The organism is Priestia sp. TGN 0903 (genome assembly GCF_050846855.1).
Taxonomy (GTDB): Bacteria; Bacillota; Bacilli; order Bacillales; family Bacillaceae_H; genus Priestia; species Priestia zanthoxyli.
In genome coordinates this window covers 1-18,898 of record NZ_JBOZGL010000021.1, presented here as the reverse complement: position 1 = coordinate 18,898, position 18,898 = coordinate 1, and the positions used below count along the sequence as shown (strand labels likewise).

Annotated in this window: 17 protein-coding genes, 1 tRNA gene and 2 riboswitches; of the genes, 3 read left to right on the top strand and 15 right to left on the bottom strand. The window is 38.6% G+C overall.

The features are described from left to right. Positions 1-371: 371 nt before the first annotated feature. The 7 genes from ACRPLY_RS26405 to groES form a co-directional block, all read right to left on the bottom strand. Positions 372-1,697, bottom strand: coding sequence for an NCS2 family permease (locus ACRPLY_RS26405; RefSeq protein ID WP_013055032.1), 1,326 nt, complete (start codon positions 1,695-1,697; stop codon positions 372-374). Positions 1,698-1,829: 132 nt separating this feature from the next. After that, a riboswitch (purine riboswitch) is annotated at positions 1,830-1,931 on the bottom strand. A gap of 97 nt (positions 1,932-2,028) precedes the next feature. Further along, positions 2,029-3,558 carry a glutamine-hydrolyzing GMP synthase gene (gene guaA, locus ACRPLY_RS26400; protein ID WP_028412703.1) on the bottom strand — a complete coding sequence of 510 codons (1,530 nt, stop codon included), beginning with the start codon at positions 3,556-3,558 and terminating at the stop codon, positions 2,029-2,031. A 123-nt stretch (positions 3,559-3,681) separates the two neighbouring features. Beyond that, positions 3,682-3,783: riboswitch (purine riboswitch) on the bottom strand. A gap of 39 nt (positions 3,784-3,822) precedes the next feature. After that, positions 3,823-6,015, bottom strand: a complete 2,193-nt coding sequence (locus ACRPLY_RS26395; RefSeq protein ID WP_063248180.1) for a transglutaminase TgpA family protein — start codon at positions 6,013-6,015, stop codon at positions 3,823-3,825. Further along, positions 6,008-7,201: a DUF58 domain-containing protein gene (locus ACRPLY_RS26390; protein ID WP_432232196.1), complete on the bottom strand. Its 1,194-nt coding sequence runs from the start codon at positions 7,199-7,201 to the stop codon at positions 6,008-6,010. The genes ACRPLY_RS26395 and ACRPLY_RS26390 overlap by 8 nt, the downstream gene beginning before the upstream one ends. Before the next feature lie 11 nt (positions 7,202-7,212). Beyond that, positions 7,213-8,163: an AAA family ATPase gene (locus ACRPLY_RS26385; protein WP_033580898.1), complete on the bottom strand. Its 951-nt coding sequence runs from the start codon at positions 8,161-8,163 to the stop codon at positions 7,213-7,215. A gap of 158 nt (positions 8,164-8,321) precedes the next feature. After that, positions 8,322-9,953: a chaperonin GroEL gene (gene groL / locus ACRPLY_RS26380; RefSeq protein WP_028412700.1), complete on the bottom strand. Its 1,632-nt coding sequence runs from the start codon at positions 9,951-9,953 to the stop codon at positions 8,322-8,324. 67 nt (positions 9,954-10,020) lie between these two features. After that, a complete protein-coding gene (groES, locus tag ACRPLY_RS26375) occupies positions 10,021-10,305 on the bottom strand; it encodes a co-chaperone GroES (protein ID WP_013055026.1) in 285 nt (94 codons plus the stop codon). Between the two features lie 299 nt (positions 10,306-10,604). On the opposite strand from groES, the gene ACRPLY_RS26370 reads away from it, so the two are divergent. Further along, positions 10,605-11,333: a CPBP family intramembrane glutamic endopeptidase gene (locus ACRPLY_RS26370; protein WP_165573860.1), complete on the top strand. Its 729-nt coding sequence runs from the start codon at positions 10,605-10,607 to the stop codon at positions 11,331-11,333. Beyond that, positions 11,330-11,557: a YdiK family protein gene (locus ACRPLY_RS26365; protein WP_013055024.1), complete on the top strand. Its 228-nt coding sequence runs from the start codon at positions 11,330-11,332 to the stop codon at positions 11,555-11,557. Before ACRPLY_RS26370 ends, ACRPLY_RS26365 begins: the two co-directional genes overlap by 4 nt. Positions 11,558-11,582: 25 nt before the next feature. Here the strand turns inward: ACRPLY_RS26365 and tatC are convergent, their stop codons facing one another. Genes tatC through ACRPLY_RS26350 form a run of 3 tightly spaced genes read right to left on the bottom strand, consistent with a single transcriptional unit; the run spans position 11,583 to position 13,231 of the window. Further along, positions 11,583-12,338, bottom strand: a complete 756-nt coding sequence (gene tatC / locus ACRPLY_RS26360) for a twin-arginine translocase subunit TatC (protein ID WP_013055023.1) — start codon at positions 12,336-12,338, stop codon at positions 11,583-11,585. Between the two features lie 15 nt (positions 12,339-12,353). Next, on the bottom strand, positions 12,354-12,539 hold the full coding sequence (gene tatA, locus ACRPLY_RS26355) for a twin-arginine translocase TatA/TatE family subunit (RefSeq protein WP_013055022.1): 186 nt from the start codon (positions 12,537-12,539) through the stop codon (positions 12,354-12,356). A 53-nt stretch (positions 12,540-12,592) separates the two neighbouring features. Next, positions 12,593-13,231 (bottom strand): redox-sensing transcriptional repressor Rex, encoded by a 639-nt coding sequence (locus tag ACRPLY_RS26350; RefSeq protein ID WP_028410376.1) that lies wholly within the window; start codon positions 13,229-13,231, stop codon positions 12,593-12,595. 459 nt (positions 13,232-13,690) lie between these two features. Between ACRPLY_RS26350 and ACRPLY_RS26345 the strand changes: the two genes are divergently transcribed. Then, positions 13,691-15,625, top strand: coding sequence for an ABC-F family ATP-binding cassette domain-containing protein (locus ACRPLY_RS26345; RefSeq protein WP_033580896.1), 1,935 nt, complete (start codon positions 13,691-13,693; stop codon positions 15,623-15,625). 255 nt (positions 15,626-15,880) lie between these two features. Here the strand turns inward: ACRPLY_RS26345 and tsaD are convergent, their stop codons facing one another. The 5 genes from tsaD to ACRPLY_RS26320 all read right to left on the bottom strand — a co-directional run bounded on the left by tsaD (position 15,881) and on the right by ACRPLY_RS26320 (position 18,818). Further along, entirely contained in the window at positions 15,881-16,897 is a 1,017-nt protein-coding gene (gene tsaD / locus ACRPLY_RS26340) for a tRNA (adenosine(37)-N6)-threonylcarbamoyltransferase complex transferase subunit TsaD (RefSeq protein ID WP_251441122.1), read from the bottom strand. Then, positions 16,894-17,343, bottom strand: a complete 450-nt coding sequence (rimI, locus tag ACRPLY_RS26335; protein WP_028412696.1) for a ribosomal protein S18-alanine N-acetyltransferase — start codon at positions 17,341-17,343, stop codon at positions 16,894-16,896. Before rimI ends, tsaD begins: the two co-directional genes overlap by 4 nt. 13 nt (positions 17,344-17,356) lie before the next feature. Continuing rightward, positions 17,357-18,055 carry a tRNA (adenosine(37)-N6)-threonylcarbamoyltransferase complex dimerization subunit type 1 TsaB gene (gene tsaB, locus ACRPLY_RS26330; protein WP_028412695.1) on the bottom strand — a complete coding sequence of 233 codons (699 nt, stop codon included), beginning with the start codon at positions 18,053-18,055 and terminating at the stop codon, positions 17,357-17,359. Then, entirely contained in the window at positions 18,052-18,522 is a 471-nt protein-coding gene (gene tsaE, locus ACRPLY_RS26325) for a tRNA (adenosine(37)-N6)-threonylcarbamoyltransferase complex ATPase subunit type 1 TsaE (protein ID WP_013081426.1), read from the bottom strand. The genes tsaB and tsaE overlap by 4 nt, the downstream gene beginning before the upstream one ends. A gap of 220 nt (positions 18,523-18,742) precedes the next feature. After that, positions 18,743-18,818 (bottom strand) — tRNA-Asp (locus tag ACRPLY_RS26320). Positions 18,819-18,898: the final 80 nt, after the last annotated feature.

Genomic DNA, 18,898 nt, shown 5'->3' with positions numbered 1-18,898 from the left:
ATGTTTGACTTGCTCATTTAAAAAATAAAAATTAACGTTGACGTTTGTCGCTTTGTTCAGTTTTCAAAGTTCAACCGTTGCTCTGAAGCAACTTTATTAGTATAACATTCTATTATTTTGATGTCAACATCTTTTTTAAGATGTTTCTCTCAACTGCGCTGTTCATCAGCGACATTTAATAATTTACCATATATAATATATAGAGTCAATCGTTTTTCTAAAAAACTTTATAAATAAAAAAGTTAATGAAGTAAACCTTCAGTAAAGTAACCAATTAACCTCTATTACAATAGCAATCTAGCCGCTATGCAGTTTTCTTATCTTACCATAAAAAAAAAGCCCAGTCATTAAACTGAGCTTTTTTATTTAAACTATTCTGCTAAGAACGCGAAATAGAGTATGAAGATGATACAGAGAGCATACATAATGGGATGCACTTCTTTTCCACGCTTGCTGCATAACATTGTAATAGGATAAAAGATAAAGCCAACCGCAATGCCTGTTGCAATACTGTACGTTAATGGCATCATGATCACCGTGAAAAATGCCGGAACTGCCACTTCGAACTCTTTCCAATTGATTTCTCCTAAGTTTGACACCATCAGAGCTCCTACCGTAATTAAAGCTGGCGCAGTAACAGCTGGTGTTACGACCGCTAACAACGGAGAAAAGAACAGTGCAACTAAGAAAAACGCCGCCGTTACAATTGCAGTAAATCCTGAACGTCCGCCCGCTGCTACTCCAGCCGTAGACTCTACGTAAGCTGTTGTTGATGAGGTACCAAGAACAGCACCAACTACAATCGCACTAGAATCTGCCAATAACGCTCTGCCCGCTCGCGGAAGCTTATTATCTTTCATAAGCCCAGCTTGACTCGCTACAGCAACCATCGTACCTGCTGTATCGAAGAAATCAACGAATAAGAAAGTTAAAATGACGACTAGCATCTTTACAGTAAAGATATCACCGATATTTTGGAAAGCTGCCCCAAACGTCGGGTCAAGACTAGGAACCGATGAAACCACTGCTTTAGGTGTATCAATTAACCCAAAAGCCATACCTGCTACAGCCGTTACAATCATACCGATAAATACAGCTGCATTTACTCGAAGCACCATTAATACAATAGTAATGACAATACCAAAAACCGCAAGTAATGTTGTTGGGTTCGTCAAATCACCCAGTCCAACGAATGTGGCATCATCTTTGACGATGATTCCCGCACCTTTCATACCAATAAAACTAATAAATAAACCAATACCTGCTCCAACAGCCATTTTTAATTCAATAGGAATAGAATTAATAATTTTTTCTCGCAGGCTTGTTAATGTTAAAAGAATAAAAATAACACCTGATATCATAACACCCGTTAAAGCCGTCTGCCATGGAATTCCCATCGTCAGAACAACTGTATAAGCAAAAAATGCGTTTAATCCCATACCTGGAGCTAATGAAATTGGATATCTACCAAGCACTCCCATAACAATTGATCCCAAAGCTGCCGCTAAAGCAGTAGCTGTAAATACAGCCCCTTGGTCCATTCTCATACTGTCAGGTAGATCCTTTACATCACTTAGTGATAGCACAGATGGATTAACAAATAAAATGTAAGCCATAGATAGAAAAGTTGTAAGGCCAGCTATAAACTCTTTTCGGTAGCTAGTACCCAGCTCTTCAAAACGAAAATACTTCTTCACGTTTTTTCCTCCCTTTATAGAAGCCGCATGCACTTAGGCAAGCCATAAAAAATGCCTCTACACTATGGCGCGTAAAGGCATAAAATCGACTAAAAGAGAAATGTATGAGCAAAAAACAAAAGATTTTTATACATACATGTATTACTTTCTCGTAGTCAAGCCATTTACGGTAGCTCGGTAGAAACTTTTGGGCCTTATCCCCAAGATTATACGACATTAAAGCTATATCTCGCTGTTTTATGTTACTATCCTACCATTAACTTTTTAAAAAAGTCAACAAAAAACGAACATTCTTATAAAAGAATGTTCGTTTGTTCGGTTTTCTTACATATTATTCCCATTCAATTGTTGCAGGTGGCTTACTTGTAATATCATACACTACGCGGTTAATATGCTTAACTTCGTTTACAATGCGCGTTGAGATAACTTCAAGCACATCCCAAGGAATACGCGCCCAGTCAGAAGTCATACCATCAATCGATGTAACAGCACGAATACCGATTGTGTAATCATACGTACGAGCATCTCCCATTACACCTACACTGCGGATGTCAGGAAGAACCGTAAAGTATTGCCAGATATCGCGCTCTAAGTCTGCTTTTGCAATCTCTTCACGTAAAATAGCATCCGACTCACGTACAATTTCTAACTTCTCTTCCGTAATTGCACCAAGTACACGAATACCTAGACCTGGTCCTGGGAAAGGCTGACGCCAAACGATGTTATCAGGAATACCTAATTCAGAACCTAATGCACGTACTTCATCTTTGAATAGCGTGTTTAACGGTTCGATTAGTTTGAACTGCATATCTTCCGGTAATCCACCTACATTATGGTGAGATTTAATCGTTTGAGCTGTAGCTGTCCCACTCTCGATAATATCTGTGTATAGCGTACCTTGAGCTAGGAAATCAAACCCTTTTAATTTAGCAGCTTCGTCATCGAATACATAAATAAATTCATTACCGATGATTTTACGCTTTTGTTCAGGATCTGATACACCGCTTAATTTTTCTAAGAAGCGATCTTTTGCATCGATTTTAATTACGTTCATATTAAAGCCTTCGCTAAATGTTTCCATTACGCTTTCAGCTTCACCTTTACGTAATAAACCGTGATCTACGAACATACATGTTAACTGATCACCAATTGCTTTGTGAATTAATACAGCTACTACCGAAGAGTCTACTCCGCCGCTAAGTGCGCAAAGTACTTTTCTATCTCCAACTGTTTCACGGATTTTATCCATTTCAACTTCAATGAAGTTCTCAATTGACCAGTTTGCTTCAGCATGACATACTTCAAACACGAAGTTCTTTAAGATATGGTTACCGTGCACTGAATGGCGAACTTCTGGATGAAACTGCACTCCGTACATATTCTTTTCTTTGTTACTCATTGCGGCAATTGGACAAGATGGGCTAGTTGCGTCCACTTCAAAACCAGCTGGTGTTTCTACAACTAAATCACCGTGACTCATCCAAACAACTTGTTCTTTTGGCAACTCATGGTACATTAATGAATCGTTTTGTACGTTAATCGCTGCTTTACCATATTCACGATGGCTAGCACCTTCTACCTTCCCACCAAAATGATGAGTCATTAATTGCATTCCATAACAAATACCTAAAACAGGAATACCTAATTCAAAAATGTTTTCATCGCAGTGAAATGCGTTTTCACCGTACACACTGTTTGGGCCTCCAGAGAAAATAATTCCCTTTGGATTTAATGCTTTAATCTCTTCTGCTGTAATTGTGTGCGGATGCAATTCACTATATACTCCGAACTCGCGAATGCGACGCGTAATCAGTTGGTTATATTGACTACCAAAATCTAATACAACAATCATGCCTTCCATCTTGTTCACCTCTCCGAATGTGTAAATAATCACTTGTTATTATGCCCTAAAATATAAAAAAAACTAGACTTCTCCCTCAAAAAACAAAGGCAGAAGTCTAGTTGAGCACGACGTTTATCGTCAAATAGACTGTTCTGCCTTCATAGTCAGATCGTTTAAGGTGACCCGGTAGAGACTCTCGAACCATATTATCGAGGATATATGAAGGTATACGAAACATTTATAGTAAGTTCGAGAATATTCTATCAATCCGCGAAACAATGGTCAAGAACTCGTTTTTTTGATTAAATTTTCCCACAATTCAATCGACTCTTTCCATTCTTTTATGGAATCTGCATTTCGATATAAAACCCGCTCGTATTTTTCCGTTAATTTTAGCATATTTACCGTATTTAATTTTTCGTCTACTTCTCCTGCAAAGTCGCGCAGCGTTTGATTTTCTTGCCGTTTTAGTCCATTTGCAGCGAGTCTTTTAAGTAAAAAAGCATACGCTGATTCAAAGGTTTCCACACTCTCTTTCTTTTTATAAAAAGAGATATAAAAAGGTAAAAACCATTTAAATCGATTGAGATATATTACTATTAACATAACTACAATCAGTCCGTAGAAAAGCACTTTCCATTTCATAGACAACTTAGCATTTTGAAGAGAAGCTGTTTTTTCTTTCTCTCTTTTCTCTTGTGCCGGAAGCTCTTTCTTCTTAGGCTGCTCCTTGACTTGCGCTTCTTGTTTCTCTTCTTTCCTTTGACTATTTTCACTAGAGTTGTTAGGTTGGCTATCTACAAAATCATAAGGATTAGAAAAACTTTTTGTTGGTTCAAAAGGTACCCAGCCCGCTCCTGGAAAATAGACTTCGACCCAAGAATGAGCATTATTTTGTGTAATTTCATAGGTTGTCCACTTACTACTTCCTGAAATAACGGTGGCATCACCTTCTGTATAGCCCTTTACCCACCGAGCAGGAATATCTAATGAACGAAGCAGCACGACCATAGAAGTAGAGAAGTTATCACAGTATCCTCTTTTTGTATCAAATAAAAATTGATCCACATAATCTTTATTCTTCGTAGGAATTGGAACATTTTCAGTATCATATACATATGGATTGGATCGGAAGTATTCTTCAACGGCTTTTGCTTTTTCATAGCGATTGTTTTTATTTTTTGTTATCGTACGAGCTAAATCCTTTACTCGTTTTGGCAAATTAGCAGGAAGCTGTGTATACCTTGCTATAAATTCATTATTATTCTCTAGACTCTCTGACTTTTTCTCCTCTGCTTGCTGAAGAAGCCCGGTATCAAACACAGGATATTTATACGTTAGCTCATACGATTGAACAGTAACAAGTTTGTCATTTTGATAAGGATATAATTTTTCATTTGTCGGTGTAACATCGGTTTGAATGCCATTTTTTAAGGTTAGAGACAGCAGTTGAGGAACATGCATAAGATGAACAGAAGGCTGCGAATAGGTAACTTCTGCTTTTCTTACTTCTCCTGCAACACTTGAATCATATTGAGGGAGTAAGTTTTCATTTCCTTTGAAAGGCACTTTTTCTTCCTCTTTAGACAGCTCCCAGCCCTTACCTGTATACACATCCTTCGTTTCAATACGCCAATAGTGCTCATCCTCTACTTTAGCTGTAAACACAACCGTATCATCATTGACAAAGGATCCCCCCAATTTAGAATCGTCCATATCATAGCCAATTCGTTGACCGCTTGCAGATTCTCCCTGTCCTTGATTTGTTGTGTGAGCTGCAATAAAAGGGACCGGATCTGGCCACTGCGGACCTGGTTTAGGGGCGAGATAAGCAAGCACAATGACAATGGCTAAAAAACTGCCTAGAAAAAGAAACGATCGTTTTCTATTTTCTAAACGCTCGGTGCTAGCACCTTTTATACGTTCAGGATTGATGCGAAGCATGGCTACTAATAAAAATCCGATAATCGTCACGCGAATAATAGCAGCTCCGGCATCGTAAGTAGAAAAGGTATCCAATACGGTAATATACAAAATGGTTAAGAAGAAAAAGAAGAAAATTCTTTTTTGATAAAAGATCCAGTATCGAATTAAATAAGCCATAATCCAAAGCAGGATAAAAAATAAAGTGGTCCTCATTTCAAAGGATAAATTCGCTATATTCCACTCCATGATACTTTGTACATCTGACTGAAGAATTTCCAAAAGTCTTGGAAGCCATTCTGAAGAAAAGAAGGCACCTTGGAAATAGAGATTGTGAAGTGAAAACAAAATAAACAACATGCTCCCTAACGTCATCACAATAAACGGCAATCGAAACGTTAAGCTCAAAAAACAGTAAGCGACAAACAGGATAAAGTATTGAATTTGATTCGTATCAGTGACTTCATTTAAAGGGAGAAGCCATTCCACTAATAAAAAGAAAGCTCCCGCGTATAATAAGACGTTTTTTACATACCAAGCTGATTTATTCACTTATTTCCGCCCTCACTTCCTTTAGTGATAGAGGAAGATCAATATGAACGACTTCAATCGTTAAAGCAGAAGATTGTATGCCATTGACAATAACTGTCTCTTCGTCACTAAGCCCCGCTCCTTCATTTTTAACGACAATGAGTGAAGCCTTAGCATGAGGGCTCAGCTTGGATTGAATCTGGCCAATAAGAGTCCCTGTAACCTGACTGACAATTACCATAAAAGAATGCTGCTTTTGAATAGCAATATTCTGAAATTCTGTTTCGAATGCTCGATTGCTAATAGGCTGTGCACGTGCTAAGTGATGCAACAGGTTATCAGCCTCCCTTTGTTCAGAGGTTTTCTGCGAAAAAAGGGCATCTCCAGCTAAAAGAAAATCGACTTTTTTACGCTTGGTTTCTTCATGAATGAGCATGGATGCCAGAAAGCTCATTCGCTCTTCAAAGTATAGAGGGCCCATAACATCTGCAATGATAATTATACTCCGTTCATGATAATGACCAAACTCTTTAGAAATCAACGTAGCTTTACGAGCCGTCGCCTTCCAATCGATAGACCCTAATCGGTCACCCGGCTGGTATTCTCTAATGCCTGTCACTAACGTAGTAGATTGATTCCCCGTCGAAACTTCATTTTTTCCTTCTTCTATTCCCGCTAAAAGAAACGGGATATCTATCTCATGGATTTGAGGATACACGACAAACCGCTGCTGCAGTAGAAAATATGCCTTCTTTTTTACGATGCCTAATAAATCACTAATTTCAATTGAAATCGTAAAAAATTCATATTCTCCTCTTTCTACAAACGATCTTTCATACGGAATAACAGCGTTTCGTTGAAAAAGCGGATAAATTGTTCTTTCTTCTTGATCTAAAAGGTTACTCTCCTCTTTCACCGCTGCCATATAAACAGGAAAAGCCGAGGAGCGTGTAATGTGAATGTCATAAGAAAGATGATCTCCAGCGGATCGAGGCTGTAGCTTCACATCACGAGCAACATTCCACTTCTTCAACGGATAGAGCAACACGGCTACCGCATATAATCCAAAAGGTAAGAAGCTATAAAATAAAAACCAGCTGACAAAGCCTCCTTGAAACATGGCGTAAGAAAACGTAGCGGTAAAGATGCAGAATAAAACGAACCAGTCTCTACCTTTGTTCCATATCACTTTTATATACTGTTTCATAAATTATCCTCTTACCTTTTAACAGGTACTTTCGTATCAGCCATAATTTGCTTCATCACATCACTCGCTGTTAAACCGCTGTACTGAGTATCAGGTCTTAGCGTTAAGCGATGTGCACACACATACGAAGCAAGCTCTTGAACATCATCAGGAAGACAGTAATCTCTTCCCTTTACTAACGCATATGCTTGAATAGCCTTCATAAAGGAAACCGTGCCACGAGGACTGATACCTAATGAAACATGTGGATGAGAGCGAGTTTTGCGAATAATTTCAATGATATAGTTCTTGATCGTATCATCTACATAAATACTGCTTACAGCTTTTTGAGCCTGTACTAATTCTGGAACGCTCATAACAGGTTTGACATCTTCAAGATTAACTTGAGTCGATACGCCATTTAAAATTTGAAGCTCCTCTTCTTGCGTAGGATACCCCATGCTTAGTTTGAATAAAAAACGATCCAGCTGCGCTTCCGGCAAATGATAGGTCCCATCAAAATCAACGGGATTTTGAGTAGCCATCACAAAAAAAGGCGCCGGAATTTCCCGGGTGATACCATCGGTTGTTACATGATGCTCAGCCATTGCTTCTAAAAGCGCCGATTGTGTTTTAGGAGAAGTCCTGTTAATCTCATCAGCGAGTACTATGTGGCTCATGATAGGACCTGGACGAAAATGAAATTCCATGTCTTTTGGACTGTAAATAGAAACACCTGTTACGTCGGACGGCAGCAAATCAGGCGTGAATTGAATTCGTTTAAATTCCGCATCAATTGATTTGGCCAGTGCCTTCACTAGCATCGTTTTTCCTACACCCGGTACATCTTCAAGCAAAATATGGCCCTCGGCAAGCAAAGCAACCAAACTCAACGTAGATACGTGACGTTTTCCAATCACAATTTGATCGATGTTTTCTAATACTTGGTTTAATTTATTATTAATATGATCGAGCTGAATCAACGAAGCTCCCCCTTAAAACTCAGTTAAGCCTTGAGTTTAGTAAGTTTTCCAATAAACATAGTACTATCTTAACAAATTTTAAAAAAATCTGAAAATATTAACGCACACAAAAAAGCGACCAAGTGAGTACTTGGTCGCTTTTTTAGGTAGGGCAGTGATTACATCATGCCGCCCATTCCACCCATGCCGCCCATGTCAGGCATTGCAGGAGCTCCGCCTTCTTCTGGCTTGTCAGCAACAACTGCTTCAGTTGTTAAGAACATAGCCGCTACAGAAGAAGCATTTTGAAGAGCTGAACGCGTTACTTTTGTTGGGTCAACGATACCAGTGTCTAGCATATTTACCCACTCGCCAGTTGCAGCGTTGAATCCAGTTCCAACTGCTTCGCCTTTTAGACGCTCAACGATTACTGATCCTTCTAAACCAGCGTTGTGAGCGATTTGACGTACAGGCTCTTCAATCGCACGCAATACGATGTTGATACCTGTAGCAGTGTCACCGTCAGCTTCGATGCTTGCTACTTTATTATAGATATTTACTAATGCAGTACCACCACCAGCTACGATACCTTCTTCAACCGCAGCACGCGTAGAGTTTAATGCATCTTCAATACGTAATTTACGTTCTTTTAACTCAGTTTCAGTTGCCGCACCAACTTTAATTACAGCTACGCCACCAGCAAGTTTTGCTAAACGCTCTTGTAATTTTTCACGGTCAAACTCTGAAGTTGTTTCTTCAAGCTGAGCTTTGATTTGGTTTACGCGTGCTAGGATATCTTCTGCGTTTCCTGCACCGTTTACAACTGTTGTATTTTCTTTTGTTACAACAATTTTAGAAGCGCGACCTAATTGATCGATGCCTGCTGTTTTTAAGTCAAGACCAAGCTCTTCAGTAATTACTTCTCCGCCTGTTAGAATAGCAACGTCTTGTAGCATTGCTTTACGACGATCACCGAAACCAGGAGCTTTAACAGCTACAGCTGTAAATGTACCGCGAAGTTTGTTCACAACTAATGTTGCTAAAGCTTCACCTTCTACGTCTTCAGCAATGATTAATAGAGGCTTGCCTTGTTGAACAACTTGCTCTAATACCGGTAAGATTTCTTGAATGTTACCGATTTTTTTGTCTGTGATTAAGATGTATGGATCATCTAATACAGCTTCCATTTTATCTGAATCAGTTACCATGTAAGGAGATGCATATCCACGGTCAAACTGCATACCTTCTACCACTTCTAATTCAGTTGTGAAACCTTTTGATTCTTCAAGTGTGATAACGCCGTCGTTACCAACGCGCTCCATTGCTTCAGCAATTAATTGACCTACTTCTTCGTCAGCTGCTGAGATAGCCGCTACTTGAGCAATTGAATCTTTACCTTGAATTGGTTTAGAGATTGCTTTTAGTTCTTCAACCGCTACAGCTACTGCTTTTTCCATACCTTTACGGATACCCATTGGGTTAGCACCAGCCGTTACGTTTTTAAGACCTTCTCTGATCATTGCTTGCGCTAAAACTGTTGCAGTAGTTGTACCGTCACCAGCAACGTCGTTTGTTTTGCTAGCAACTTCGGCTACTAATTTAGCACCCATATTTTCAAATGCGTCTTCTAATTCGATTTCTTTTGCAATTGTTACACCGTCATTTGTAATAAGCGGTGAACCGAATTTCTTTTCCAATACAACGTTACGACCTTTTGGTCCAAGCGTTACTTTTACAGCATTTGCTAATGTATCTACACCACGTAGCATTGCGCGACGTGCTTCTTCGCTAAATTTAATGTCTTTTGCCATGTTCTTTGACCTCCTCAAGATGTTCTTAATAATCTATTTTTTACGTATGATAAGTTTGTGGTTAAAATTAGCCGATTACAGCTAAAATATCGCTTTCGCGTAAAATTAAGTATTCAGTACCTTCGTATTTTACTTCAGTACCCGCATATTTTGAGAAGATGATACGATCGCCCGCAGCTACTTCTAAAGCTACACGCTCACCGCTTTCTAATACTCGGCCTGTACCTACAGCAACAATTTTACCCTCTTGTGGCTTTTCTTTTGCACTGTCCGGTAACACGATACCGCTTGCTGTTTTTTCCTCAGATTTTACAAGTTCAATCACTACGCGATCACCTAATGGCTTTAACAAGTGAAACAACCTCCTCAAATAATATGTTTGCATTTTTATTAGCACTCAACCTCAACGAGTGCTAACACAATTATTATATTAAAACAAAGTGGGTTTTTTTTGCAAGTATTAAACAAAAAAAATTTAAAATTTACGACAACTACATATAATAGTCTTAGATTTCGACGATTTTGAGAAATAAAGCATTCTTTTCTCTGTTCAATAATATGTATGTTACAATACGAGCAAGAAGAAATTACTAACTTTACAGTACTTCTTCGACATATATACATAAAAACCTTTTAAAGGAGTATAGAAGATTGGAAAAACGTTATTGGTATGTTATCCTCACCTACATCCTTATGCAGTTTTCAGGAGTTGTTGGTATACCGCTGTTAAAATTAACAGGAATGTTTGATAACTATCCAGTTCGAACAGCGAATGTCATGCTTTTGACTTATTGGACTATCATTAGCTTTATCCTTGGTTTACTTATTGTCTTACTGCTGCTGCGCCGTGACATGTCCATGCGTATAGAACATGCTGGAAAAACGATTGCTGTTGTCTGGTCAGTCCTTGGGGTGTTTCTCGCTATGGCTGGTCAAGCTGTAGCAGGTATGATTGAGCACGCTCTTGGCATTACCCAAGTATCTGAAAACACACAAAATATTGTTAATCTTGTTAAAGCAACGCCGTTCCTTATTGTCGTTACGTCTGTTATTGGACCAATACTAGAAGAGATTATTTTCCGAAAGATTATTTTTGGTTCTCTTCACAAACGATACAATTTCTTTATCTCTGCATTTATTAGTTCCCTTATTTTCGCTGCGGTACACTGGGATTTTAAACATTTACTTGTGTATACAGCTATGGGATTTGTATTTGCATTCCTTTATGCAAGGACGAGACTAATTGTTGTACCTATTATTGCTCATGTTTTGATGAATACAATCGTTATTTTATCTCAAACTATTTTTGCAGATAAAATTATAGAAATGCAAAAACAAGCAGAACAAATGCAGTTCATTTTTGGAGGCATGTTTTTATGAAGAATATCCCTTTAACACGAGGGTTTATTTATATTATTATGGGGATTTTATTCACCTACTTGGCAATTCAAAATGCCCAGGAAACCGTCTGGAATTTCCCCACAATCTTATTTGCACTCGTAGCCGCATTCGATTTCAGGTTTGCGGTTCGCATCTTTATCTTGCACTACAAAATTAAAAAATTGCAGCAGCAATATAAAAATCAAGATGATTCATCCAAATAAAAAAACCACTGTTTCAGTGGTTTTTTTACATACTAACATCTTCTCTTTCTTGCTCTGCCCTTGCCTTTAACACTTTGCGATACGAAATGCGGGAAATAATGATGCTGATTTCATACAAAATTAAGAGCGGCACTGTCACCATCATGTGCGAGAGCAATTCCGGTGGTGTAATAAGTGCGGCAATAACTAGCAGTACGAAATAGGCATATTTTCGAATTTGAGATAAAAACATAGGCGTTATAATTCCTAAACGCGTCAAAAACATAACGACGACAGGAAGCTGAAACAACAAGCCAAAAGGCAGTGTGAGCTGCATTAAAAAAGAAAAGTATTCATTAATGCCAATCACTTGGTTTACATTCAGCTCATCAGAAACGCGCGTCATAAAATCAACGACAAATGGAAACAACACAAAATAAGAAAAAGAGACACCGCCGATAAAGAGAAAAATGGAAACAGGAATATATCCAAGCGTTACCTTACGCTCTTTTTCATATAAACCAGGACTAATAAATGCCCAAAGTTGATACAGTGCAACAGGAGCTGCAAGTACACAGCCGATAATAACAGCAAATTGCATATAAATCTTAACTGGATCTGTTAACCGAAATGCATTCATCGTTAAATTCTTTGCCTCATCAGCATGCTGTAAATAGACAATAACCTTATCCGCTATAAAAAAGCCGCCAATTGTGGCAATCACAAAGAAAAATAAAACAATTAAAATGCGTTTTCGCAGCTCTCCTATATGATCATATATTGACATTTCTTGTTCGGTCATACTATGATCACCCTTTTACTCTTTGTCATCTACTTGACGCTGTTTATCTTTTTCACGATCTTCTGATGCACCGCTAGCGGCATGCTTAAACTCTCTAAGCGTTTGGCCCACTGATCTTCCTAGCTCCGGTAACCGTTTCGGTCCAAAAATAAGCAGTGCTACAATCGCAATAATAATCCAACTGCCTGCTCCAATCCCCATATTCCCACTCTCCTTATTAATTTAGACTTAAGGAAATCGTAACACAGTCCGCCTTATTCAACAGGATAATTTTTCAAAAAGTAGACGAGCGACTGTAATTCTACAGCAAGATCAATATGATGGAGTCGAATCTCATCCGGTACGTTTAAGCGTGCAGGAGTAAAGTTTAAAATTCCTTTAATTCCGCAACTCACTAAACGATCAGTAATTTGCTGAGCAACAGTGGCAGGAACGGTTAGAATCGCTACTGAGATGTCATCACTCATATAATCTTCCAATTGGTCAAGATGATAGACCGGCACGTCGCCTACTTTCGTACCGACTTTATCTTCTATCACATCAAAAGCGCACTCAATTTTGGTGTTATTATTTTTAATAAAATTATAATTTAAAAAGGCCGTTCCTAGATTCCCTACGCCAATCAGTGCTACTTTCGTTACTTCATCTTGGTCTAACGTTTTACGGAAAAATGTAAGTAAATAATTCACATTGTAGCCGTATCCCTTTTTTCCTAATGCACCAAAGTAAGAAAAGTCCCGACGAATAGTAGCAGAATCCACTTTCACTGCCTCACTTAACTCCGCTGACGACACACGCTGTTTACCAGAAGCATGCAAATTTTTCAAAAAACGATAATAAAGCGGCAATCGTTTAGCCGTTGCTTGTGGTATTTTTAATTGTTCAGTGTTCACGTTGTACCCCCTCAGTTCATGTATGTCATTACTAACATTTTCAAGTCATATTGCATTACCTTTCACAAAGCATCAACCGCTTTGAGGTAGCGCTTCCAATTCTCTCTCTTTTCTCTTGTTTTATATATACTCCGCTTCACACCTCGACGGCTTTTGTCTATTCAGCACTCCTTAAAGTCGGTATGTAGAACGAAGCAATTAGCCCTTCAAAGGATCGGTTTGTTAGTCATGACGGATTTTTTTACATCCATCATAGATAAGTTCAGAGATGCACTTATCTCTTATTTTAACATAGTATCCTGTATAAAATGTGCAGGTAAAATCATTTTATTTCATGAATCAAAACATTCGCTTCATCATTTGTCCTTGTCCCTCTACAAATTACAAACGCTTGTAGGAAGAACTTGTAGTTAAAAATATGTTAAAATACACTATGGATATACTACTAGAGGTGAAAAAATGATTATTCTACAATTGAACGGTATTACAAAATACTATGGGGCAGAACCCATTTTATCGAATATAAAGTTAGAAGTACAATCAAAAGACCGCATTGCCCTAGTGGGACGAAACGGTGCTGGTAAATCAACTTTATTAAAAATTATTGCTGAGCAGCTTTCCTATGACAGCGGAGAAATTATTAAACCTAAGGGTGTTTCCATTGATTATATGGGACAAGATACAGTTCTTGAGTCAACACTCTCCATATGGGAAGAAATGATGACTGTCTTTGCTCCATTAAAGAAGATGGAAAAAGAATTACGTACGCTTGAAACGAAGATGGGTGATCCAGACATTTTTAATGATTCAGTTCAATACGAAAAACTAACCAAAGAGTATGATCAGCTTCAAGTAACGTTTAAAGATTTAGGCGGCTATCAATATGAAGCGGATACACGATCTATTCTTCACGGTTTCCGTTTTTCAAACTTTGACTACAGCACCCCTATTTCCTCCTTAAGCGGTGGACAAAAAACGCGCCTGGCTCTTGCAAAACTGCTTTTAACAAAGCCTGATTTGCTTATTCTGGATGAGCCTACCAACCACTTAGATATTGAAACTTTAGCATGGCTGGAACAGTTTCTGCAAGGGTATGAAGGAGCTATTTTAATCGTTTCACATGATCGTTACTTCCTTGATAAAGTCGTAAATCAAGTGTATGAAGTCGTACAAAAAACAACGGTGAAGTACACGGGCAACTACTCTAAATACCTTGTACAAAAAGCAGAGCGATATGAAAAAGAGTTGCGTCAGTACGAAAAGCAGCAAGATGAAGTCGCAAAGCTGAATGATTTTATTCAGCGAAACATCGCCCGCGCATCGACTACAAAACGTGCGCAAAGCAGACGTAAACAGCTCGATCGAATGGAGTTAATAAATCGACCTAACGAAGGCGAAAAATCAGCTAGTTTTTCGTTTGAAATTGAACGTCAAAGCGGAAATGAAGTCTTAAATCTGGAAGATGTGTCTATCGGATATGATGAACACAACTATGTCGTCCAAGAGGCAAACCTTCGCATTAAAAAAGGGGAAAGCCTTGCGTTGGTTGGTCCTAATGGCGTGGGGAAATCAACTTTATTAAAAGGCATTGTGGATAAACTCAGCTTCAAGACTGGGACCATTTCCTTTGGCTCAAATGTAATGGTTGGTTATTACGACCAAGAGCAAGCCAATTTAACGTCTAATAAAACCGTTTTAAATGAACTTTGGGATGACTACCCAGCCAAACCTGAAAAAGAAATCCGTACAGCGCTTGGAAATTTTCTGTTTTCAGGTGATGATGTACTGAAAATCGTTTCCACGCTCAGCGGTGGTGAAAAAGCACGTTTGGCTCTTGCGAAGCTTATGCTTCAAAAAGCTAACTTCTTAATTTTGGATGAACCTACTAACCATCTTGATTTAGATAGCAAACAAGTACTCGAGAATGCGTTAATTGATTACCCAGGGACTCTATTATTTGTTTCACATGACCGTTATTTTATTAATCGTATTGCCAATAAAATAGCAGAGCTATCTCCTGAAGGAGTAGAAGAATTTCTTGGAGATTATGACTATTATGTAGAAAAGAAAGCAGAAATAGAGGAAATCAAAGAATTAGAAAATATAAAAGCAAACGAAGAACGTACGGTAAAAGTAGATAAACAGTCCTATAAACAAGATAAAGAACAAAAGAAATTGATGAGACAGCGAACGCGCCGCATTGAAGAAATTGAAACTGAAGTAAACAAATTAGAAGCCGCCCAAGCGGCGAATGAAGAACTTCTTTGTGACCCTGAAATTTATCAAAATCACGAAGAAGTATCAAGATTAAACGGTGAAAATGAAAAAATTTCTTCACAGTTATCCACATTAATGGAAGAGTGGGAAGAATTACAGCTGCTTCTAGAAGAGTAGCCTATATTTTTGCGTATCTATTCATCCTATTTACTTGTTCATGCGCTTAAGAGCAAGCTTTATCCACTCTGTGAATAAATAGTGGATATCTGTCTGATTTTCATAATTAAAACTTGTTGATAACAGGTCCGTGTACTGAGTGCACGGACTTTTCCACATAATTATCCACAGTCAATTCTAAATTTATTGAATATTGTTGATAAATCATTTTTATCCACAAAAAAAGACGAATGAGAAATAAATCTCATTCGTCACTTACTCTTCCAAGTCCAAACCGGGGTTTGCATTTAATGACATATCTGAACGTTTTCCTTGAGCAAATCTTACGCTTGCTGCTGCTCCAATCATTGCAGCATTATCCGTACATAGAGATAGCGGCGGGATAATAAGCTCAATATTTGATAGGGATTCAAATGCCTCTTCTAGCGCTGCTCTAAGCCCTTTATTAGCAGCAACTCCTCCTGCCAATAAAACTTGCTTAACGTTATATTCCTTCGCAGCTTTAACTGTTTTAGTTACTAACACATCAATGACACTCGCTTGAAAGCTAGCAGCAAGTGTTTGTGGAAGAATCTCTTCACCTTTTTGCTTCGCGTTGTGGACAGTGTTAATAACTGCTGATTTTAACCCACTGAAACTAAAATCATAGGATCCTTCTTCTAGCCAAGCACGCGGCAAATCAATTAATGGCTCTCCTTCATGTGCAAGGCGGTCAATATGAGGTCCGCCTGGATATGGAAGGTTTAACGTGCGGGCTACTTTATCGTAGGCTTCTCCTGCTGCATCATCTCTTGTTTCGCCAATTACTTTAAACTGACCGTGACTTTCCATGTATACAAGCTCCGTATGCCCTCCAGATACAACTAGCGATAAGAGCGGGAATTCTAGTTTTTTGATTAGCTGATTTGCGTAAATATGTCCTGCAATATGATGAACACCAATTAATGGCTTTTGATGTGCAAATGCTAGCGCTTTGGCTGCATTTACGCCAATAAGAAGTGCTCCCACAAGCCCTGGTCCTTCCGTTACAGCTATTGCATCTATATCTGCAAACGTCAAGTTCGCTTGATTTAAAGTTTCTTCAACTACTACTGTAATTTGTTCTACATGATGACGAGATGCAATTTCCGGTACGACACCGCCAAATCGTTTATGGCTTTCTATTTGAGAGGCCACCACATTGGCTACAATTTCATGACCGTTTCGAATCACAGCTGCTGCTGTCTCATCACAGCTTGTTTCTAATGCTAAAATTAATTGATTTTCATTCATAAATTCACCCACATAACTAATGCATCCTCATTGTTATCAGAATAATAATTCTTACGAATACCTCCAGGTTTAAAACCTAGCTTTTGATACAATGATTGTGCAATATGATTAGATACCCTAACTTCTAATGTCATTGACGTAGCACCTAGTTTTCGAAGAACGTCCATCACGTTGCGCAGCAGCAATTCACCGAGTCCCTTGCCTCGGTAGTCTGGCAATAGCGCAATGTTGGTTACATGTGCTTCGTCAATAACAATCCACGTTCCGCAATAACCAATAATATTTTCTCCTTCTTCCATCACAATGTAAGTTGAAAATTGATTATTGGTTAACTCATTTTGAAATGCTTCTGCACTCCAAGGTGTCGTAAAAGACTTCTCTTCGATTTTCACTACTTGATCAATATCTTTAACTTCCATTAAACGAAACTTAATTGTTAGTTTCATGTTATACCTTCTTTTATCCTTTTTGCTGTGAAGCAAGCCAGTTGGCTTCTGCTTCAGCTAAACGAATGTAGTTCGGAACAAAAGTATGCACAGACTGCGGCTCTTTCTTCATTCCTAAGAAAGCCAATTCACTTGGTCTTGGGTTAAACTGCTGAACATGGGCAAATACAGCTTGTTCACTCAACACTTCTTTTAACGCCTCTTCATGCATGGAAAGATCATTGCCTATGAATAAAATAGGTTTGTTGTATGACTTTAAATGTTCCGCCCAGTCCTTATTAATAACAAGTCGATCACTTTCAACTTCTACAAGACCTCGTTCGTTATTCCATTCATATAGTCCTGTATAAAGCTGCTGACGGCGCGCATCAAATAACGGAGCAATATATCCATCAAAATAACGACCGTTTGCTGCTAGTGCCTCAAGGCTAGATACACCTATTAAAGGAATATTTAAAGTCCAAGCAAGTGTCTTGGCAATGGTAACACCAATGCGTACACCGGTATAGGACCCGGGACCGTGTGCCACTACAATACGGTCTAGCTCGCTTGGCGCAATATCACAATCTTTTAACAAAGATTCCACAGCGTTCATCACACGAACAGAGTGATTCTTTTTTAGATTCGTAATAATTTCTCCAATTACTTTGTTTTCTTCAACGACAGCAACACCCATGACAAAATTGGATGTATCAATGGCTAACATTTTCATCTTTTAAAAAGCTCCTTACATATTTCAACGTACCGACTGCCTATCGCTTTTACAAGGATTTTACGAGTCGTTTCGTTTTCATGGTAAATATTGATTTGAATATATTCATTAGGAAGCTGCTCTTCAATCAGGTGAGCCCACTCCACGACCGTCACGCCATCTCCTTCAAAATACTCATCGAACCCTAGGTCTTCAAATTCATCCCCTAGACGGTACACATCCATATGGTAAAGAGGAAGGCGACCGCTTTTGTATTCTTTAATGATAGTAAATGTCGGGCTATTCACATTGCGTTCAATTCCTAAGCCTTTAGCTAAACTTTTTGTGAATGTTGTCTTTCCAGCTCCCAAATCACCTTCAAGCAGCAGCACGTCACCAGCTTCTAATAAAGTTGCTAGACGAGCAGCCAGCTGATTAGTTTCATCAGGAGACGTAGACATAAACGTAAATTCATTAATCTCTGTCATTCATTCAGAACCTCATTTCAATCTGTATATATATATTGTAAACGTTGTGGACTATACATATCCAGTAAGAAATCCAACAATCTTTAACATCGCAATTCTACAAAGAAATTTCTTTGTATATAAAAAATTCCTTAGGATTGCTCCTAAGGACGGTAAAGTTTTATATAAAAATGGTTCAAACAATAAAAAAGACGAAACACATTGTTTCGTTTCTAAAACATGGCGGTCCCGACGGGAATCGAACCCGCGATCTCCTGCGTGACAGGCAGGCATGTTAACCGCTACACCACGGGACCATGTTGGTTGCGGGGACAGGATTTGAACCTGCGACCTTCGGGTTATGAGCCCGACGAGCTACCGAACTGCTCCACCCCGC